This window comes from Nitrospirillum pindoramense, assembly GCF_007827955.1.
Lineage (GTDB): Bacteria > Pseudomonadota > Alphaproteobacteria > Azospirillales > Azospirillaceae > Nitrospirillum > Nitrospirillum amazonense_B.
The window spans coordinates 148,598-167,471 of sequence record NZ_VITR01000009.1; the positions used below are offsets into that span (position 1 = coordinate 148,598).

Genomic DNA, 18,874 nt, shown 5'->3' on the forward strand with positions numbered 1-18,874 from the left:
AACCTTACTGGCCGGCGGCGGCGGAGAAGCCGTTGGCGCCGTCGAAGGTGTAGAGGTTGGAACTCTGGACGAAGTCCAGGCCCTCCTTGGCGACACGGGCCAGCAGCTCGGCCACCTGGCCGTGCTTCAGCTCCTCGGCCCCGTCGGCCATGACGCGGCAGCGCCAATGGTCGGTGCAGAAGGTTTCCGGCGCGCCATCCGGCCACACCTTCTGGCCACGGTTGGACACCATCACCAGCTTCAGGCCGGCCGGGAGCAGCGGCTGGAACAGCGCGGCCATGTCGTCGCCGTTGCCGCCCTTGCGCTCCAGGAACACGTCCACGCCCACCAGCTTCTTGCTCTGGGCCGGGGCGCCCTTCAGGGCGATGCCGCTGAAGCTGCTGGCCACACCGGCCGGGTAGCTGGCGGGCACCAGGGTGGCCGGGCGCTCGCCCAGGCGGTCGATCAGGTTGGCGGCGAAGTCGCGCGTGCCGATGCGGGCCTTGCTGACGCCGCGCTTGAAGATGTCGACGGTGTGGATGCCGTCCTCGATCATCTTCAGCCAGGCGTTATGGATGCGCTCGGCCGCTTCCGACTGGCCGATGTGGACCAGCATCATGACCGAAGCCAGCAGCAGGCCCGACGGATTGGCGATGCCCTTGCCGGCGATAGTGGGGGCGGAGCCGTGGATGGCCTCGAACATGGCGCACTGGTCACCGATGTTGGAGGAGCCGGCCAGGCCGACCGAGCCGGTGATCTGGGCGGCGATGTCGGAGATGATGTCGCCGTACAGGTTCAGGGTGACGATGACGTCGAAATGCTCCGGCGTGTCGGCCAGGCGGGCGGCGCCAATGTCGACGATCATGCTCTCCGCCTCGATGTCCGGGTACTCGGCGGCGATCTCGTCGAAGACCCGATGGAACAGGCCATCGGAGATCTTCATGATGTTGTCCTTCACGAAGGCCGTCACCTTGCGGCGATGGTTGGCCCGCGCGTATTCGAAGGCGTAGCGGATGATCTTTTCCGAGCCGGGGCGGGAGATCAGCTTCACCGCCTGGGTCACGTCCTGCGTCTGGCGGTATTCGATGCCGGCGTACAGGTCTTCCTCGTTCTCACGCACGATGACCACGTCCATGGACGGGTGCTTGGTGGCGACGAAGGGGGAGTAGGAGACGCAGGGGCGGATGTTGGCGTACAGGCCCAGCGCGCCGCGAATGGTCACGTTCAGCGACTTGTAGCCGCCGCCCTGCGGGGTGGTGATGGGGGCCTTCAGGAACACCTTGGTGCGGCGCAGGCTGTCCCAGGCGCTGGGCTCCATGCCGTTCATGATGCCCCGGCGATAGACGCTCTCGCCGATCTGGATTTCCTCGTACTCAAGGTTGGCGCCGCTGGCGGCCAACACCTCGAGGGTGGCGTCCATGATCTCGGGGCCGATACCGTCGCCGCGGGCGATGGTGATCTTGGTCGGAGAATTCATCTTCTCTTTCATCCTTGGCACTGGCGCCTTTCCCCAACCATCGGGGGACATGGCGCGGTTTGGGGCCGCCCCCGCGACAGGCCGCGGCATCCCGGGTCAAAATTTTTGACCCGGGCGGACACTATGCCGGGACACTCTGCGGGGCAACTGTGCTTTGGGCGCCCCTGCCCCTCGGGACTTGCGGGGACGGCGCCAAGAAACGTTAATAAATCAATGGCTAAGTTCCCGCATGCCCGCCTCCAGCCCTTGCAGGGTCAAGGGATACATGCGGCCTTCCATCAAATTTTTAATCAGGCCGATGCTGGCGGTGTAGGGCCAATGCCCCTCGCTCACCGGGTTCAGCCAGATGGCGCGGCGGTAGACGTCCAGCAGGCGCCGCAGCCACACCTGCCCCGCCTCCGCGTTCCAATGCTCCACCGCCCCGCCGGGATGGGTGATCTCATAAGGGCTCATGCTGGCGTCGCCGACGAAGATCAGCTTGTAGTCGGCCGGGTAGGTGTGAAGCACATCGACGGTCGCCATCTGCTCCGTCCGCCGGCGGCGGTTGTCCTTCCACACGCCCTCATAGATGCAGTTGTGGAAGTAGAAATACTCCAGGTGCTTGAACTCCCCCTTGGCAGCGGAGAACAGCTCCTCGCACAGGCGGATGTGGTCGTCCATGGAACCGCCCACGTCCAGGAACAGCAGCACCTTGACGGCGTTGTGCCGTTCGGGGCGCAGCTTCAGGTCCAAATGGCCGGCGTTGGCGGCGGTGGCGCGGATGGTGTCGGGCAGGTCCAGCACCTCGGCGGCCCCGGTGCGGGCGAACTTGCGCAGGCGGCGCAGCGCCACCTTGATGTTGCGGGTGCCCAGTTCCACCGTGTCGTCCAGGTTGCGGAACTCGCGGCGGTCCCAGACCTTCACGGCGCGGCGGTGGCGGCTGCCCTCCTGCCCGATGCGCACGCCCTCCGGATTATAGCCATAGGCACCGAAGGGGGAGGTGCCGGCCGTGCCGATCCATTTGGACCCGCCCTGGTGGCGGCCCTGCTGTTCCTTCAGGCGCTGGGCCAATGTCTCCATCAGCTTTTCCCAGCCGCCCAGGGCCCGGATCTGCGCCTTTTCCTCGTCCGTCAGATGGCGCTCGGCCAGCTTGCGCAGCCATTCCTCAGGCAGGTCACGGGCGGCGACCTCACCACCCTCCCCGCCGGCAGCCCCCTCCAGCCCCTTGAACACCTGGCCGAAGACGATGTCGAACCGGTCCAGGTTGCGCTCATCCTTCACCAGGATGGTGCGGGACAGGTGGTAGAAATCCTCCACGCTATAGCCCGCGACATGGGCCGACATGGCCTCCATCAAGGCCAGGTATTCCCGCAGGGTGACGGGAATACGGGCCTGGCGCAGCTGGAAGAAGAAAGTGGAGAACATGGGCCTTCCGAGGTCTGGGCCTTCCGGGGTCGGACAACGCATCCCGTCCCGAAATGTACGCGAGCACGCGTGGCCCAGCCAGCGGAGAAGCGGCCGTTACGGACGATGCCGGGGCGCCAGCCCCAGGATATCCGCGACATCCACGGTGAACTTCAGTCCGACGACGACGGCATCCTGGGGATTGTCGCGGGTGAAGGGGTGGCCGGTGACGTCGGGGTTGATGATGTATTGCAGGTTGGGCGAGAGGCGGACGCTGCGCGTGACCTGCATCCCGTAGGCCAGTTCCATCATCACCTGATGCCGGGCGGGCGCCACGGTGCTGCCGACACTGGCCCGGGCCGCGGCGATGCGGGCCAAGGTCAGGTCGCTGAATTGCTGGTCGGTGACGACGAAGCCCAGGGTGTCCTGGTCCCGCCCCTCGAACAGGCCCGTCTGCACCACGCCCAGGGCGTAGTAGCGATCCTCGACCGCGCGGCCCGAGACGCTGGCCATCGCCACGCCCAGGACGGACAGGGTCCGCGCGGGATTGGCGGAGGAGCGCCAGACGACCTGATCAAACCGGCCGAAGGCGCCCCAGCGCCCCCGTTCGGTCACGCCGGGCTGACCCGTCAGCACGGACGGGCGGCCGGCCGCGTCGTTCAGGGGATCGGCATAGGTCGAGCTGTCGTACCAGCCGCCCACCTGGTAGTGGCCGGGCTGGGTGGATGCCTGGCCGCCCGGCGCGTAGCCCAGCTCGAACGGCACGACCACGCCGGTGGCGCCGTCCGTGCTGAAATGCAGGCCGTGGCCGGTGGGGGACTGATCCCGGGGATTGGCCTCATAGGCGCCGACATGGGCGTACACGGTATCGGTCAGCCCCACCTTGATCCGCCCCGCCCAGCTGCTGCCGGGCGCCGAGGTGTAGTTGCTGACATGGTTCACGAACACCGGGTTGCCGCAGATGGCGTTGGTCTGGAAGTGGCAGTACAGGGGGCCGTTCAGGAAGGAGGCGTTGGCCACCATGCGGCCCGCCTCCATATCCACGCGCCCGTCGAGCAGCTTCTTTTCCAGGGTCAAGGCCAGCAGGTGCAGGTTCTGCAGGCCATAGACCTCCTGCACCGAGGTGTTGTTGCCGATGGCGTCGGCGGCAAGGTTGCGGCCATGCCGTTGGGTCAGCGCCGCATGGAGGACGGTGGCATCCAGACCCAGAATCCGCTCCAGGTCGGCATCGACGCCGGCATGAATCTGGCCGGCGTAGGCGCTGCCTTGCCGCAATCCGCCACTGGGATTGGCCGCCGCCTCCCCGGTGTAGTCCAAGGCCAGGGACAAGCCGGCGTTGGCAAGGCGATCGCCCAGGGTCGCAGCGTCCGGGGCTTCGGCGGCACCCGCCAGGGCGGGCATGAACAGGCCGGCGGTCAGCAGCAGGCCGGCAATACAGGGCAAAGAATTGGGGCGCATGGGAACTCCACCGTCCACTGGACGAAGCGGGGGCTTGGACGCGCCCGCCAGGAGCGCGCCTTCGCCAGGAGAAATGAAAGGACAGGAGGAAAGGGAGCGAAGGGCCCCCGGGCCTCAGGCGGCGCGGATTTCCCGCAGGAAGCTGTCCACCTGCTGCTTCAGCAACTCGCCGTTCTTGCTGAGATCATTGGCGGCCGAGTGCACCTCACCGGCGCCGACGCCGGTTTCCTGGGCAGCGTCGCTGACTTGCCCGATGGTCTGGGACACGTCGTTGGTGCCCTGGGCCGCCTGCTGGACATTGCGCGTGATCTCGTTCGTGGTCGCGGCCTGCTCCTCCACCGCCGAGGCGATGGTGGTCGAGGCCTGGCTGACCTGGTTGATGATCTCCGCGATGCCCTGGATGGATTTGGCCGACGTTTCCGTCGCCGCCTGCATGCCGGCGATCTGCGCCCGGATTTCGTCCGTCGCCTGCGCCGTCTGGTTGGCCAGGGACTTGACCTCAGACGCAACGATGGCGAAGCCCTTGCCGGCATCGCCGGCGCGCGCCGCCTCGATGGTGGCGTTAAGCGCCAACAGATTGGTGCGGCTGGCGATGTCGTTGATCAGGGTCACCACCTCGCCGATGCGCTGCGCCGACTGCATCAGGCCCTGCACCTCGGCATTGGTGCGGTCGGCTTGGCCGACGGCGCTGGAAATCATCTGCGTGGACCGCGACACCTGCGCCGTGATCTCCTGAATGGACGCCGCCAATTCCTCCGTGGCGGCCGCCACCGTCTGCACGTTCTGCGTCGCCTGCAGGGAGGCCGCCGCCACCGTGCCCGCCTGGCGGGCGACGTTGTCCGACGAGGAACTCAGGGTCTGCGCCGTGGCCAGCAACTCGGTGGCCTGGGCCGTGACGCCGTTGACGATGCCGCCCACGCGGTTCTCGAAGGCGCTGGCCAGGTCCAGCATCGCCTGACGGCGTTCCTTCTCGGCCCGCTGCTTCAGCGCCTCCTGCTCCGACCGCAGGCGCTCCGCCTCGATCATGTTGTCCTTGAACACACCGACCGCCTGGGCCATGCCGCCGATCTCGTCCTGGCGCTCGCGCGCCGGGATGTCCACGCCGGTGTTGCCACCGGCCAGGGTCTGCATCGCCGCCGTCATGTCCACGATGGGCTTGGCCACGGACCGGGTCAGGCTCCACGCCATGATGATGGCGAGAAGAACCGACAGGCCGCTGCTGACCAACGCCACGGAGGTCGCGGTGCCGAGGGCATCGGCCTGGAGCACAGCACGTTGCCCCAGCAGGTCACGCTCCACCTTGTCCATCTCCGCGACCTTGGCGCGGATCGCGTCCATGGACGCCTTGCCGGCGCCGCTCGCCTCCAGCTTGCGGGCCTGTTCCACCGTTTCCGGCTTGCCCATCAGGGCGATTTCCTTTTCCGCCACGTCCTGGCGCCACGTCTGCTCATAGCGGCGCAAATCATCCAGGCGCGCCTGCTGGGCGGCATTGTCCGCGGTCAGGGACTTCACCTCCGCGAAGGCCGCGTCAAACGCCGTCTTGCCCTTATGGTAAGGTTCCAGGAATTTGGGATCGGTGCCGACCAGATAGCCGCGCAGCCCCGTTTCGCCATCGACCATGGCAGCCATGACATTGTTGAGCCGCTCCAGCACCTTATAGGTATGGTCCGTCCACCGCGTCGTGTCCTGGATGGTGGACAGCGCGCGATAGTTGATGCCGGAGGCGATCAGCGTAACGGCGACGATGAGCGCGAAGGCGGCAGCCAGCTTCCGCCCCACCTTCATGGACGATAAGAAACTCATAACCATAATCCTTTCAGGCTATAACATTTGGCAGAGTTTTATAGCTTCGAGGATTAACGGAGTGATAACGCTCCCAAGGGATTCCAACGATTCATCAATATACTGAAGCATATATAAGATTCATCTGGCATGTATGTTATACATATTCCTGTTTTAACTGCCTGTCGCACTGCGTAAAAACACCCTTTGAAAAATAAAAATACATATGTAGTCGACGAATACCGCAACAGAAGCGGAAATAGCAGGAAGTAAAAGGGTTCTGTTAATAATTAAATCCCCTCAATCTTCCGTCCAACGCCCGCCACGATCGCCCCACCCGGCTACTGGCCAAGGTCGAGTGTTTGCAGGAGCGGGGCCTCAAGCAATGAGGGGCCATGGCGTCCCCTCAAGGAATGCGCCATGGCCGATCATTGCGTCAGGCATGACCGCCATTCTCAGGCAGCGCGGATTTCCCGCAGGAAGCTGTCCACCTGCTGCTTCAGCAATTCACCGTTCTTGCTGAGGTCGTTGGCGGCCGAGTGCACCTCGCCAGCGGCACCGCCGGTTTCCTGGGCCGCGTCGCTGACTTGCCCGATGGTCTGGGAAACATCGTTGGTGCCTTGGGCCGCCTGCTGGACATTGCGCGTGATCTCGTTCGTGGTCGCGGCCTGTTCCTCCACCGCCGAGGCGATGGTGGTGGAGGCCTGATTGACCTGGTTGATGATCTCCGCGATGCCCTGGATGGACTTGGCCGACGTTTCCGTCGCCGCCTGCATGCCGGCGATCTGTGCCCGGATTTCGTCCGTCGCCTGCGCTGTCTGAGTGGCCAGGGACTTGACCTCCGACGCGACGATGGCGAAGCCCTTGCCGGCGTCGCCGGCGCGCGCCGCCTCGATGGTGGCGTTCAGGGCCAGCAGGTTGGTGCGGCTGGCGATGTCGTTGATCAGGGTCACCACCTCCCCGATGCGCAGGGCCGACTGCATCAGGCCCTGCACCTCGGCATTGGTGCGGTCGGCCTCGGTGACGGCGTTGGAAATCATCTGGGTCGTGCGGGACACCTGCGCCGTGATCTCCTGGATGGAGGCGGACAGTTCCTCCGTGGCCGCCGCCACCGTCTGCACGTTCTGCGTCGCCTGCAGCGAGGCTGCCGCCACCGTGCCCGCCTGGCGGGCGACGTTGTCGGATGAGGCGTTGAGCGTCTGCGCCGTGGCCAGCAACTCGGTGGCCTGCGACGTCACGCCGTTGACGATGCCACCCACTCGGTTCTCGAAGGCGCTGGCCAGGTCCAGCATCGCCTGGCGCCGTTCCTTCTCGGCCCGCTGCTTCAGCGCCTCCTGCTCCGACCGCAGGCGCTCCGCCTCGATCATGTTGTCCTTGAACACGCCGACGGCCTGGGCCATGCCGCCGATCTCGTCCTGGCGCTCGCGCGCCGGGATGTCGACCCCGGTGTCACCGTTCGCCAAGCGCTTCATCACGGCGGTCATGGTCACGACAGGCGTGGCCACGGCGCGGGTCAGGCCCAGGGCCATGAGGACCGCCAGCAGAATGGACAAGCCGCTGCTTCCCAACGCCACGGTGGTCGCCGTGCTGAGCGCGCCCGCCTGAAGCTCGGCGCGCTGCGCCATCAGATCGCGTTCCACCTTGTCGATTTCGGCCACCTTGGCGCGGATCGCGTCCATGGAGGCCTTGCCGGCCCCGCTGGCCTCCAGCTTGCGGGCCTGCTCCACCGTTTCCGGCTTGCCCATCAGGGCGATTTCCTTCTCGGCCACCTCCCGGCGCCATGTCTGTTCATGGCGGCGCAAATCATCCAGGCGCGCCTGCTGCGCTGGATTGTCCGCCGTCAGGGATTTCATCTCCGCGAAGGCCGCGTCGAACGCCGCCTGGCCTTTCTGATAGGGGGCCAGGAATTTGGTGTCGGCGCCGATGAGATAGCCGCGCAGCCCCGTTTCCCCGTCCACCATGGCCGTCATGGCGTCGCTAAGCCGTTCCAGCACCCTGTAGGTGTGCTCCGCCCACCCCGTCGTATCCCGGATGGTGGATAAGGCCCGATAGTTGATGCCGGAGGCGATGAGCGTAACGGCAACGATGACCGAAAACGCGGCCGCCAGCTTTCGCCCCACGCTTAATGCGGAAAGAAAATTAGTCATATAAGCCCCATCACGTGTGTTGAGGCTTATGGGTTACCCTGTAAGGGTTAATAACCCACTAATTTGCTATAATTTTAGATAATTAATCATATTTTTTGAGATACTGGCAGCCTGCGATACGTCGGCGCTTATACCCGGCCGGCGCCTCAAGGGCTGACCATCTCCGCATCCGGGCGCAGCAGGCGCGCCATCCGCACCGGCGCGGTTTCCGATGGGGCATGGTTGTCCCTGGACAGGACCGCCACGGGGCGGTAAGCGCTGGCGGCCAGGCTTTGGCCGATGACGATCAAGCGCACCGCCGCGGCGGCACGCACCTGGTCACCGCGCAGCGCCAGGTCGGCGGGCAGGCTGGCCAGCAGCGCGCCAACATAATGGGTGTACAGTCCCAACGCGCGACGCTCCCCCGCCAGGCTCTGGGGGGAAGCCGGCAGGCCGGCAGTGGGGAGGGGAGCGGAGGCGGGAGCTGCCGGGGCAGGCTCAGCCGGCGGACGGGCCATCAGCGCCTCGTAGCCCCGCAGGCAAAGGGCCATCGGTACCGGCGTCGGGTGCGCGGGCATCAGACCCAGCAGGCGGGCTAACGGCGGAATGCGGTCGGGCGTGGGCGTGGCGTTCACGGCGTCGGCGCACACCATCTCCAGGCCCAGACCGGCCCCAGCCTGGGCCGCCTGCGGTGCCACCGCCAGCCCGGCCAGAATGAAAGCCACCATCCACCGCCGCACGACACCGGCACCCATGACCGCGACCCTTCGCCCACCGTTGAGAGATCAACAGTGTTACCGCAAACATGTCCGGATGTACTGTGATGAATGTTGCGCCGCACACAAAGCGAGGGAGCGGCGAAACGGCCACACCATTGATAATCTGTCGCTTTTCTGCCCATCTTGCAGGGACGGAAGGGCTGATTTGCGCCCGACACAGATACCGCACCGCAACAAAAAGCGAGCTTAGTCCCGTTCCCGCCGCGCCAGGAAGGCCAGGCGCTCGAACAGATGCACGTCCTGCTCGTTCTTCAGCAGGGCGCCGTGCAACGGCGGGATGGCCTTCTTGGGGTCGCGCTGACGCAGCACCGCCGGGTCGATATCCTCGATCATCAGCAGCTTGATCCAGTCCAGCAGTTCGGAGGTGGAGGGCTTTTTCTTCAGGCCCGGCACCTCCCGCACCTCATAGAACAGGGTCAGGGCGTCGCGCAGCAGATCCTGCTTCAGCTTGGGGAAGTGGACGTCGACGATGCGGGCCATGGTCTCCGCATCGGGGAAGCGGATGTAATGGAAGAAGCAGCGGCGCAGGAAGGCGTCCGGCAGTTCCTTCTCATTGTTGGAGGTGATGATGACCACCGGCCGCTGCCGCGCCTTGATGGTCTGCCCCGTCTCGTAGACGAAGAATTCCATACGGTCGAGTTCCTGCAGCAGGTCGTTGGGGAACTCGATGTCCGCCTTGTCGATCTCATCGATCAGCAGCACAGGCGCCACGTCAGCCTCAAACGCCTCCCACAGCTTGCCCTTGCGGATGTAGTTGGCGATGTCGTTGACGCGGGCGTCGCCTAACTGGCCATCGCGCAGACGGCTGACGGCGTCGTACTCGTACAGGCCCTGCTGCGCCTTGGTGGTGGACTTCACATGCCATTGCAGCAGCGGCCGGCCCAGGGCGTTCGCCACCTCCTGCGCCAGCACGGTCTTGCCCGTGCCCGGCTCCCCCTTCACCAGCAGAGGGCGCTGCAAGGTGACGGCGGCGTTGACAGCGACCCGCAGGTCATCGGTCGCGACGTAGTTCTCCGTGCCCTGGAATTTCATATGCGCGTTCCCTCAGACGCCGGGCAGGCGCATCCGCGCCCTTGGCTGGTCCTCGATTTCCAGTCCGCTCACGCTCCCCGGGAATCTCCGGCGGACGCGCTCGCGTCCTAGGTTAAAGATCGGGAAAAGATAGAGCCAGAAACAACATCGGCGTGAGGTCACCCCCCACGCCGATGTCTTGTTTCGAACCTAGCCGGCGAGCGCCGCTTCGACCGCCGCCACGGCGGCGTCGGCCTTGTCGGGCTCGCTGCCGCCGGCCTGGGCCATGTCGGGGCGGCCGCCGCCGCCCTTGCCGCCCACGGCCGCCGCCGCGACCTTCACCAGGTCCACGGCGTTGAAGCGGCCTGTCAGGTCGGCGGTCACGCCGGCCACCAGGGTCACCTTGCCCTCGCCCTTGGCCACCAGCAGGACGATGCCGCTGCCGATCTGGCCCTTGATCTCATCGGCCAGGGGCTTCAGGTCCTTGGCGTCGATGCCGTCCAGCACGCGGGCCGACAGCTTCACGCCGTTGATCACCTTCTCCGGCGTGGCGGCGGCACCGCCGCCCCCGCCCAGAGCCAGCTGGCGCTTCAGGTCGGCCACTTCCTTTTCCAGGCGGCGACGCTCCTCCACCAGGGTGGCGACGCGGGCCGGCACCTCGGCGGCGGAAACCTTCAGGGCGCCGGCGGCGGCCAAAAGGCGGCCCTCCTGCCCTTCCAGGTATTCGAACGCGCCCCGGCCGGTCAGCGCCTCGATACGGCGCACGCCGGCGGAGACGGCCCCCTCCGACACGATCTTGAACAGGCCGATGTCGCCGGTGCGGCGCACATGGGTGCCGCCGCACAGCTCCACGGAATACTGGCGGTTGGTGCCCTCGTCCTGTCCGCCCATGGAAACCACGCGGACCTCATCGCCATACTTCTCGCCGAACAGGGCCATGGCGCCCTGCTCGATGGCCTCGGCCGGGGTCATCAGGCGGGTGACAACCTCGCTGTTGCCCAGGATGCGGGCGTTCACCGCCGCCTCGACCACGCGCACGTCCTCATCGTTCAGCGGCGTGGGCTGGCTGATGTCGAAGCGCAGGCGCTCCGCCGACACCAGCGAGCCCTTCTGCGTGACATGCTCGCCCAGGCGCTGGCGCAGGGCCTCATGCAGCAGGTGGGTGGCCGAGTGGTTGGCGCGGATGTCGCCGCGGCGGCGGCCGTTCACGCGCAGTTCCACCAACTGGCCGGGGGCCAGGGTGCCGTGGGTGACGGTGCCGATGTGGGCGAAGACGGCGCCCAGCTTCTTCTGCACGTCGCTGACGGCCACCTCGACGCCACCGGCGCCAAAAATCACGCCGCTGTCGCCCACCTGGCCGCCGGACTCGCCATAGAACGGCGTCTGGTTCACCAGGACGATGACGTCCTGGCCGGCGGCGGCCTTGTCCAGCTTGTTGCCCTGGCGGTCCAGCACCGCCGTGACCTTGCCCTCGGCGTTCTCGGTGTCGTAGCCCAGGAACTCGGTGGCGCCCAGCTCATCCTTCAGCTCGAACCACACGCGCTCGGTCGCGGCCTCGCCGCTGCCGGCCCAGGCCTTGCGCGCCTCTGCCCGCTGGCGCTCCATGGCGGCGGTGAAGCCGTCGACCTCGACGGTGCGGTTGCGGCCGCGCAGCACGTCCTGCGTCAGGTCCAGGGGGAAGCCGTAGGTGTCGTACAGCTTGAACGCCACCTCGCCCGGCAGGGGCTGGCCGGCGCCCAGCTTGTCCTCTTCCTCGTCCAGCAGCTTCAGGCCGCGATCCAGCGTCTGCTTGAACCGGGTTTCCTCCAGCCGCAGGGTCTCGGTGATCAGGGCCTGGGCGCGCTGCAACTCGGTGTAATGGCCGCCCATCTCGCGCACCAGCGCCGGCACCAGGGTGTGCATCACCGGATCGCGGGCGCCGATCATGTGGGCGTGGCGCATGGCGCGGCGCATGATGCGGCGCAGGACATAGCCACGGCCCTCGTTCGCCGGCAGCACGCCGTCGGCGATCAGGAAGGAGGAGGCGCGCAGATGGTCGGCGATGACGCGGTGCGACACGGCGTGCGCGCCCGACGGGTCGCTGTTGGTGGCATCGGCCGACGCGACGATCAGGGCGCGCATCAGGTCGGTGTCGTAATTGTCGTGCACGCCCTGCAGCACCGCCGCCAGACGCTCCAGGCCCATGCCGGTGTCGATGGAGGGCCGGGGCAAGGACACCCGCTCCTCCTTCGTCACCTGCTCATACTGCATGAACACCAGGTTCCAGATTTCGATGAAGCGGTCGCCGTCCTGGTCCGGGCTGCCGGGGGGGCCGCCGGGGATGCCCTCGCCATGGTCGTAGAAAATCTCGGAGCATGGGCCGCAGGGGCCGGTGTCGCCCATGGCCCAGAAATTGTCGGCGGTGGGGATGCGGATGATGCGGTCGTCCGACAGGCCGGCCACCTTCTTCCACAGGCCGTGGGCCTCGTCATCGGTGTGGTAGACCGTGACCAGCAGCTTGTCCTTCGGCAGGGCGAAGGTCTTGGTGATCAGGTTCCAGGCCAGCTCGATGGCGTCGGCCTTGAAATAGTCGCCGAAGGAGAAGTTGCCCAGCATCTCGAAGAAGGTATGGTGCCGGGCGGTGTAGCCCACATTCTCCAGGTCGTTGTGCTTGCCGCCGGCGCGCACGCACTTCTGCGAGGTGGTGGCGCGGGTATAGGGGCGCACCTCATTGCCGGTGAAGACGTTCTTGAACTGCACCATGCCGGCGTTGGTGAACATCAACGTCGGATCGTTGCGCGGCACCAGCGGGCTGGACTCCACCTCCGTGTGGCCGTTCTTCACGAAGTAGTCCAGGAAAGCGGAGCGGATCTCGTTGGCGGTCTTCATCGGGCAACAGCCTTAAGCATGCGACGGAACACCCCGGGCGCGAAACACCGGGACAGGGTTTGTAGCGTGTGGATACGGGCGCTGTCCATGGGATGGGGGCGCCGAACCGTCCCGAGGACGCGGCTTTTCATCGCTTTTCCATCCGGGAGGGGCTTTTCCGTCCAGCCGGGCCGGTCAGACCAGCAGCAACGTATTGTTGGGCGTGGCGATGACCGTGGGGGCCTGAGGCACGGCCGGGGTGTCACCGGCGGCCAGGGACTGGTCGGCGGCGTCCACCTGCTTGGCGGCATCGGCCATGTCCTGGGCGCTATGGTCCGGGTCGGTGGGATCGCCGGGCTTGCGCTTGCGGTCCAGCACATGCTTGGCTTGGTTGTAGACGCTGCGGGCCTGGTCCATCAGGGTGCGGACGTTGCCCATGAAGTCCAGGCGTTCCTTGCGCGCCGCCGCCGCCTCATCCGTGCTGGATACGGAGATCGTTCCGGGCTTGTCGGACTGGCCAGCACCGTTTTGAGCCGCTTGGGCGTTCCCGGTCTGAAGGGTGGCGTCGGCACCGGCCGTGGTGGTGGCCTGAGTGGTGGCAGCTTGGGCGGCGGCAGGCTGGGCGGCGGCCGATTGAGCCTGGCCGGTGCCGGCGGCGGTGGCCTGGACCTGGGCCGCGTCACTGCCCACGCCGGCCGCGGCGGTGGCGGCTCCCCCATTGGCGCCTGACGCGTCGGTGGCGCCCACCGTGGCGCCGTTCTTCACGGCGCCGGCATATTCCTGCGCGGCGGAGCCCAAGGACTTGGCCACGTCCGCCGCCTCGCGCGCGATACGGGCAGCGGCCTGCTTGTCGCCCATGGCGGCGGCCAGCTGGGCGCGCATGCGCAGGGCCTTCAGCTGACGCTTGGCGTTGTCGACCTTGTCCTGGGCGGTCTTCTTGTCGTTGTCGGCGGCCTTCTGCTTGATCTGCTTGTCCAGCTTGGTGGCGTCGGACTGCAGCTTGGTCAGCTTCTTCAGCGTCTTTTCATCGACGAAGGCGCCAATGGCGCCGGCGGTATCGCCCCGTTGCAAGGCGTCGGCGACCTTTTGGGCCGTGATCTGGGGCGTGGTGGAGGGGGTGGAGCGGAACAGCGACGTCTGTTGAGTCGCCGAGGATGCCAGGCTCTGAGCCTGGGAATAGACGGAGGTGCCCGAGGTCGTAACCATCATCCGCTCCCCATTTTGGGTAAGGCATTTCTCGCATTCATGCGATGGCCCGGATGATACGCTTTTTATGTCATTTATGCAACCAATAGCGGCTGCGCCACAGGCTACATTGCCGCACGGTCGACCCCGCCCTATGGTGCCGACAAGGTTCTGACCAACAGCCCTCAGACAGTCCGCAAACCCGGGGAGCGCGCCCGAATGTCCGTACAGGAAGTCACCCCCGAGGCCGGCATTCAGGCGCTGCTGCCGGGCGCCCAGTTCGCCGATGCCTTCCGACTGGTGATGCCGCCGTCATCCGAAACGCCCGCGCAGGGCACCTTGGTGGTGGACGCCCTGGTAGCGGCCCGCCGCATGATGGGCACCTCCCCCATCTGGGTCCGCTGGCTGCTGGCCCTGCGCAACGCCCTGGTAGCCCCCTTGGGCCTGAAGGCGCCCCGCCCGCCGGCACCATGGGAGCCCGGCGCGGCCGATCATATCGGCATCTTCCCCATCCTGAGCCGTGGGCCGAACCGGGTGGTGCTGGGCATGGCGGACAAGCACCTGGACTTTCGCGCCGTGGTCGACGTGCGCCAGGACGCCGCCGGCCGCCACATCACCGCCACCACGCTGGTGCGCACCCACAATTGGCTGGGGCGGACTTACCTGGCGCTCATCATGCCGTTCCATCGCCAGGTGGTGCGGAGCATGCTGAAACAGGTCACAGCCCCCTGAGCCCTCCGCGGCACCTAAAGAAAAGGCGGACCGTCACCGATCCGCCTTGTCTCAACTGTGGTTCTTAGCCCCGGTCACTCGGGGCTGTCGGCGTCGCCGTCAGCCTCGGGGGAACCCACCATCATGGCACCGGCCACCAGGCCGGCGTTGGCGCGGACCTTTTCCTCGATGGCCTTGGCGATAGCCGGGTTGGTGCGCAGGAACTGCTTGGCGTTCTCGCGGCCCTGACCGACGCGCTGACCGTCGTAGGAGAACCAGGCGCCCGACTTTTCGACCACGCCGGCCTGGATGCCCAGGTCGATCAGCTCACCCACCTTGGACACGCCCTCGCCATACATGATGTCGAACTCGACCACGCGGAACGGCGGGGCCAGCTTGTTCTTCACCACCTTCACGCGGGTCTGGTTGCCGACGACGTTGTCGCGGTCCTTGATAGCGCCGATGCGGCGGATATCCAGGCGGACGGAGGCGTAGAATTTCAGCGCGTTACCGCCGGTCGTCGTCTCCGGGTTGCCGAACATCACACCAATCTTCAGGCGGATCTGGTTGATGAAGATGACCAGGCAGTTGGACTTGGAGATGGAGGAGGTCAGCTTGCGCAGCGCCTGGCTCATCAGGCGGGCCTGCAGGCCGACGTGGCTGTCGCCCATCTCGCCTTCCAGTTCGGCGCGCGGCACCAGGGCCGCCACCGAGTCCACCACCAGCACGTCGATGGCGCCGGAGCGCACCAGCGTGTCGGTGATCTCCAGCGCCTGTTCGCCGGCGTCGGGCTGGGAGACCAGCAGGTCATCCACGTTCACGCCCAGCTTGCGGGCGTAGGACGGATCCAGCGCGTGCTCGGCGTCGACGAAGGCGCAGGTGCCGCCGCTCTTCTGGGCCTCCGCGATGGCGTGCAGGGCCAGCGTGGTCTTGCCCGAGCTTTCCGGCCCGTAGATTTCGATGATACGGCCGCGCGGCAGGCCGCCGATGCCCAGGGCGATGTCCAGCCCCAGGGAACCGGTGGAGATGGCATCCACCTCCATCGACGCCTCCTTGGCGCCGAGCTTCATGATGGAGCCCTTGCCGAACGCGCGTTCGATCTGGCCGAGGGCGGCGTCGAGGGCCTTTTGCTTATCCATGGGTGTTTCTACCAGACGAAGTGGTGCCGACATCTTGCTGTCCCCCTCTTGTCGCATACGGCCAACGGGCGTTCAACGGCTGCGGTGAAGGGGAATGTACCCGCTATGTTCTCATTCGCCAAGGGCGAAAGTTTGCCGTTTGTTCTTTTTTGTTCTTGTTATGATGCCCTCAAACGCCGGGCGCGGCCGTCCGGCCGCTTGGCTTCCTCGCTTTCCAGCCCGCTGCGCTCCCCGGAAAGCTGCGGCGGCCCCGGTCGGGGCCTCGTCGCTACGCTCCAGAGTCGGGTGGGATCACCTTGGATTCGCGGGCTCCTGGCCCGGGCGCGGGGGCCCCTCCATCACGTCCTTCACCTTGGCGGCCAGTTGTTTCAGGCTGAAGGGCTTGGGCAGAAAGTCGACCACGGCGCCGTCCTTCAGGGAATGGCGGAAGCGGTCCTCGGCATAGCCGGAGATGAAGATGACCTTCACGTCGGGGCGGAAGCGGCGCACCTGCTCGATCAGGGTGGGGCCGTCCATCTGGGGCATGACCACATCGCTGACGATCAGGTCCACCTCCCCGCCCCGGGCGCCCTGCAGCAGGTCCAGCGCCTCTTCCCCGCTGCGCGCCTCCAGCACGGTATAGCCCTTGTTGCGCAGGGCGCGGGCGCCGAAGACGCGCACGGCGTCCTCATCCTCCACCAGCAACACCGTGCCGATGCCGGTGAGGTCGGCCGCGCCCTTGTCCTTGGACTCCTCCGCCGGGGCGGCCTGGGCCAGGGCCTTCTCATCCAGGCGCGGCAGGTGGATGGAGAACTTGGCCCCCTCCCCCGGCTTGCTCTCCACGAAGACGAAGCCGCCCGTCTGGCGCACGATGCCATAGACGGTGGACAGGCCCAGCCCCGTGCCCGATCCCACCTCCTTCGTGGAGAAGAAGGGCTCGAAGATGCGTTGCAGGTTTTCCGGCGGGATGCCGATCCCGGTGTCGATCACCTCCACCACCACCCAATCGCCGGGCGGCATCTCCTCCGTCTCATGACGGATGGGCTCGGTGGTGTGCAGGTTGCCGGTGACGATGGTCAGCCGCCCGCCCTTGGGCATGGCGTCGCGGGCGTTGACCGCCAGGTTGATGATGACCTGCTCCAACTGCCCCTGGTCCACCCGCACCAGGCCGGTGTCGCGGCCGTGCAGCATGCGCAGCTCGATGTTCTCACCGATCAGGCGGCGCAGCAGGTTGGACAGCTCCGCCAGCACGTCGGTGATGCTGAGCACCCGGGGCTGCAGGGTCTGCTGGCGCGAGAAGGCCAGCAGTTGGCGCACCAGGTTGGCGGCGCGGTTGGCGTTCTGCTTGATCTGCATGATGTCGCTGAACGACTGGTCGCCCGGCTTGTGCCGCAGCAGCAGCAGGTCGCAGAAGCCGATCATGGCCGTCAGCAGATTGTTGAAATCGTGCGCCACGCCGCCGGCCAACTGACCGATGGCCTGCATCTTCTGCGACTGGACGAACTGCGCCTCCAGGTTCTTCTGCGCGGTCATGTCCACCAGATGCAAGATCAGGCCGCGGTCGCCATCGCCATCCCCGTCGAAACGGCGGGAGTAGACATGGACCACGGGCCCCTGGGCACCGCGCAGCCGCGCCTCCACCGGCGTGCCGGCCTGGCTGCGTCCCTCCAGCACGTCGGCCAGGCGGGCCATGAGGTTGGCGCGGTGTTCCTGCTGGAACAGGCTGGCGATGGGCTCACCCTGCACATCGCCCAGGCGCAGATCAGCCATGGTGAGGAAGGTGGGATTGCATTCCGCCAGCCGGAACTCGCCATCCACGAAGGCGAAGCCCGTGGGCGCGAACTGGAAGAAGCGCTGGAAGCGCTGCTCCGCCCGGCGCAGCTCCTCCTCCCGCGCCGTCTCCCGGGTCAGGTCGCCCAAGAAGATCAGGGTGCCGCCGGGGGACACGGCCACATGCAGAACACTGGCGCGCAACGGGGCCGCGCGGGCCGCCGCCAGGTCCACCTCCGCCATGCCGGCCAGGCGCTCGGGAAACAGCTCCCCCTGCGGCGGGGTGGCCAGCAGGTCGCGCAGGTGGCGGCTGCCATCCTCCAGCCCATCGCGGCCCAGGCCCAGCCAATCGGCCAGGGTGAGGTTCACGCGCAGCAGCGTGCCGGCCCCATCGACCAGCAGGACGCCCAGGGGCGCCAGGTCCCACAGCTCCCGCCAGGGATGGCCGCCCGCCGCAGGCTGGGCCCCGCCGCTGCGCACCCGCCATTCCACCAGGCCGGGCCGCTTGGCCACGACCAAAGGCCGCGCCGTCACCAGGCAAGGCACCAGCCGGACCATGCCGCCGGTGGGGCCGCCGGCGGGGCCAACGGTGGGACCGTCAGCCGCCCCCCCGGGGGCGTCATCGACGAAGACGACCGGCGCCTCCCCACCTTCGCCCCGGTGCGCGGCCGCCTGCACCTCCTCCAAGCGCTGGGCGTCGGCGTCCGAGCGGCAGCGCCGGGCCAGGATGTCGACGACGCGATCCCCCTCCGCCGCCGTGCCGTCCGCGGCCTTGGCCAGCGCGGCGAAGGCGCCGTTGGCGGCCACCACCCGTCCATCCGCCCCCGCCACGGCCAGGGCCTCCGGCACCGCCTCCACCACGGCGCGCAGCACGGCGGTCTGCGCCGTGGTCTGCCGCAGCCAGAGAACGCCCAACAGGGCCATCAGCAGGAAGGCGCCCGCGGCGGCGATGGCCGCCAGGCTGGCCGTATAATCAGCAAGCCCCGACCATGATACGGCCGCCCCCAGGAACAGGGCGCTGGCGGTCAAGGGAACGCCCGCCACCAGCGCCAAGCCCAACTGCGCCGCCCCCCCGGGCGCCGTGCCAACGCCTGTGCCGCCCTCCGGGATGTCCGGCGACGGCGCGGGCGGGGGGGACGATGGGCGGGAGGGGAAGGCGGGCACCGGCAAGCACCTCTGGATCGGAAGGGCCCGATCCTACCAGTACCGGTCCCGCGGGACGAGATACCGGACGGAAATAAATTTGAA

General features: G+C 67.1%; 12 protein-coding genes. 1 reads left to right on the forward strand and 11 read right to left on the reverse strand.

Features of this window, described 5'->3' with window-relative positions; genetic code table 11:
- Nucleotides 1–4: 4 nt before the first annotated feature.
- From FBZ90_RS16365 to FBZ90_RS27880, 9 genes are all read right to left on the reverse strand, one after another.
- The gene (locus FBZ90_RS16365; protein WP_145733746.1) at nucleotides 5–1,456 is read right to left on the reverse strand and encodes an NADP-dependent isocitrate dehydrogenase; all 1,452 of its coding nucleotides are present in this window, start codon (nucleotides 1,454–1,456) and stop codon (nucleotides 5–7) included.
- 210 nt (nucleotides 1,457–1,666) lie between these two features.
- Nucleotides 1,667–2,860, reverse strand: coding sequence for a vWA domain-containing protein (locus tag FBZ90_RS16370; protein WP_145733747.1), 1,194 nt, complete (start codon nucleotides 2,858–2,860; stop codon nucleotides 1,667–1,669).
- A gap of 96 nt (nucleotides 2,861–2,956) precedes the next feature.
- On the reverse strand, nucleotides 2,957–4,297 hold the full coding sequence (locus FBZ90_RS16375; protein ID WP_145733748.1) for a carbohydrate porin: 1,341 nt from the start codon (nucleotides 4,295–4,297) through the stop codon (nucleotides 2,957–2,959).
- Nucleotides 4,298–4,411: 114 nt separating this feature from the next.
- The gene (locus FBZ90_RS16380; RefSeq protein ID WP_246130454.1) at nucleotides 4,412–6,100 is read right to left on the reverse strand and encodes a methyl-accepting chemotaxis protein; all 1,689 of its coding nucleotides are present in this window, start codon (nucleotides 6,098–6,100) and stop codon (nucleotides 4,412–4,414) included.
- 434 nt (nucleotides 6,101–6,534) lie between these two features.
- Complete coding sequence (locus FBZ90_RS16385; RefSeq protein WP_246130455.1) at nucleotides 6,535–8,199, reverse strand: methyl-accepting chemotaxis protein; 1,665 nt, start codon at nucleotides 8,197–8,199, stop codon at nucleotides 6,535–6,537.
- Nucleotides 8,200–8,372: 173 nt separating this feature from the next.
- Nucleotides 8,373–8,960, reverse strand: coding sequence for a hypothetical protein (locus FBZ90_RS16390; protein WP_145733750.1), 588 nt, complete (start codon nucleotides 8,958–8,960; stop codon nucleotides 8,373–8,375).
- Nucleotides 8,961–9,170: 210 nt separating this feature from the next.
- Nucleotides 9,171–10,016, reverse strand: coding sequence for an AAA family ATPase (locus FBZ90_RS16395; RefSeq protein WP_145733751.1), 846 nt, complete (start codon nucleotides 10,014–10,016; stop codon nucleotides 9,171–9,173).
- 189 nt (nucleotides 10,017–10,205) lie between these two features.
- Nucleotides 10,206–12,863 carry an alanine--tRNA ligase gene (alaS, locus tag FBZ90_RS16400; RefSeq protein WP_145733752.1) on the reverse strand — a complete coding sequence of 886 codons (2,658 nt, stop codon included), beginning with the start codon at nucleotides 12,861–12,863 and terminating at the stop codon, nucleotides 10,206–10,208.
- Between the two features lie 174 nt (nucleotides 12,864–13,037).
- Nucleotides 13,038–14,051: a hypothetical protein gene (locus FBZ90_RS27880; protein ID WP_186455849.1), complete on the reverse strand. Its 1,014-nt coding sequence runs from the start codon at nucleotides 14,049–14,051 to the stop codon at nucleotides 13,038–13,040.
- Nucleotides 14,052–14,246: 195 nt separating this feature from the next.
- Between FBZ90_RS27880 and FBZ90_RS16410 the strand changes: the two genes are divergently transcribed.
- A complete protein-coding gene (locus FBZ90_RS16410; protein ID WP_145733753.1) occupies nucleotides 14,247–14,759 on the forward strand; it encodes a DUF2867 domain-containing protein in 513 nt (170 codons plus the stop codon).
- A gap of 74 nt (nucleotides 14,760–14,833) precedes the next feature.
- On the opposite strand, the gene recA is transcribed toward FBZ90_RS16410, so the two are convergent.
- Both recA and FBZ90_RS16420 read right to left on the reverse strand, forming a co-directional pair.
- Entirely contained in the window at nucleotides 14,834–15,910 is a 1,077-nt protein-coding gene (gene recA / locus FBZ90_RS16415) for a recombinase RecA (RefSeq protein ID WP_088871290.1), read from the reverse strand.
- Nucleotides 15,911–16,168: 258 nt separating this feature from the next.
- Nucleotides 16,169–18,790 carry a hybrid sensor histidine kinase/response regulator gene (locus FBZ90_RS16420; RefSeq protein WP_145733754.1) on the reverse strand — a complete coding sequence of 874 codons (2,622 nt, stop codon included), beginning with the start codon at nucleotides 18,788–18,790 and terminating at the stop codon, nucleotides 16,169–16,171.
- Nucleotides 18,791–18,874 lie beyond the last annotated feature (84 nt).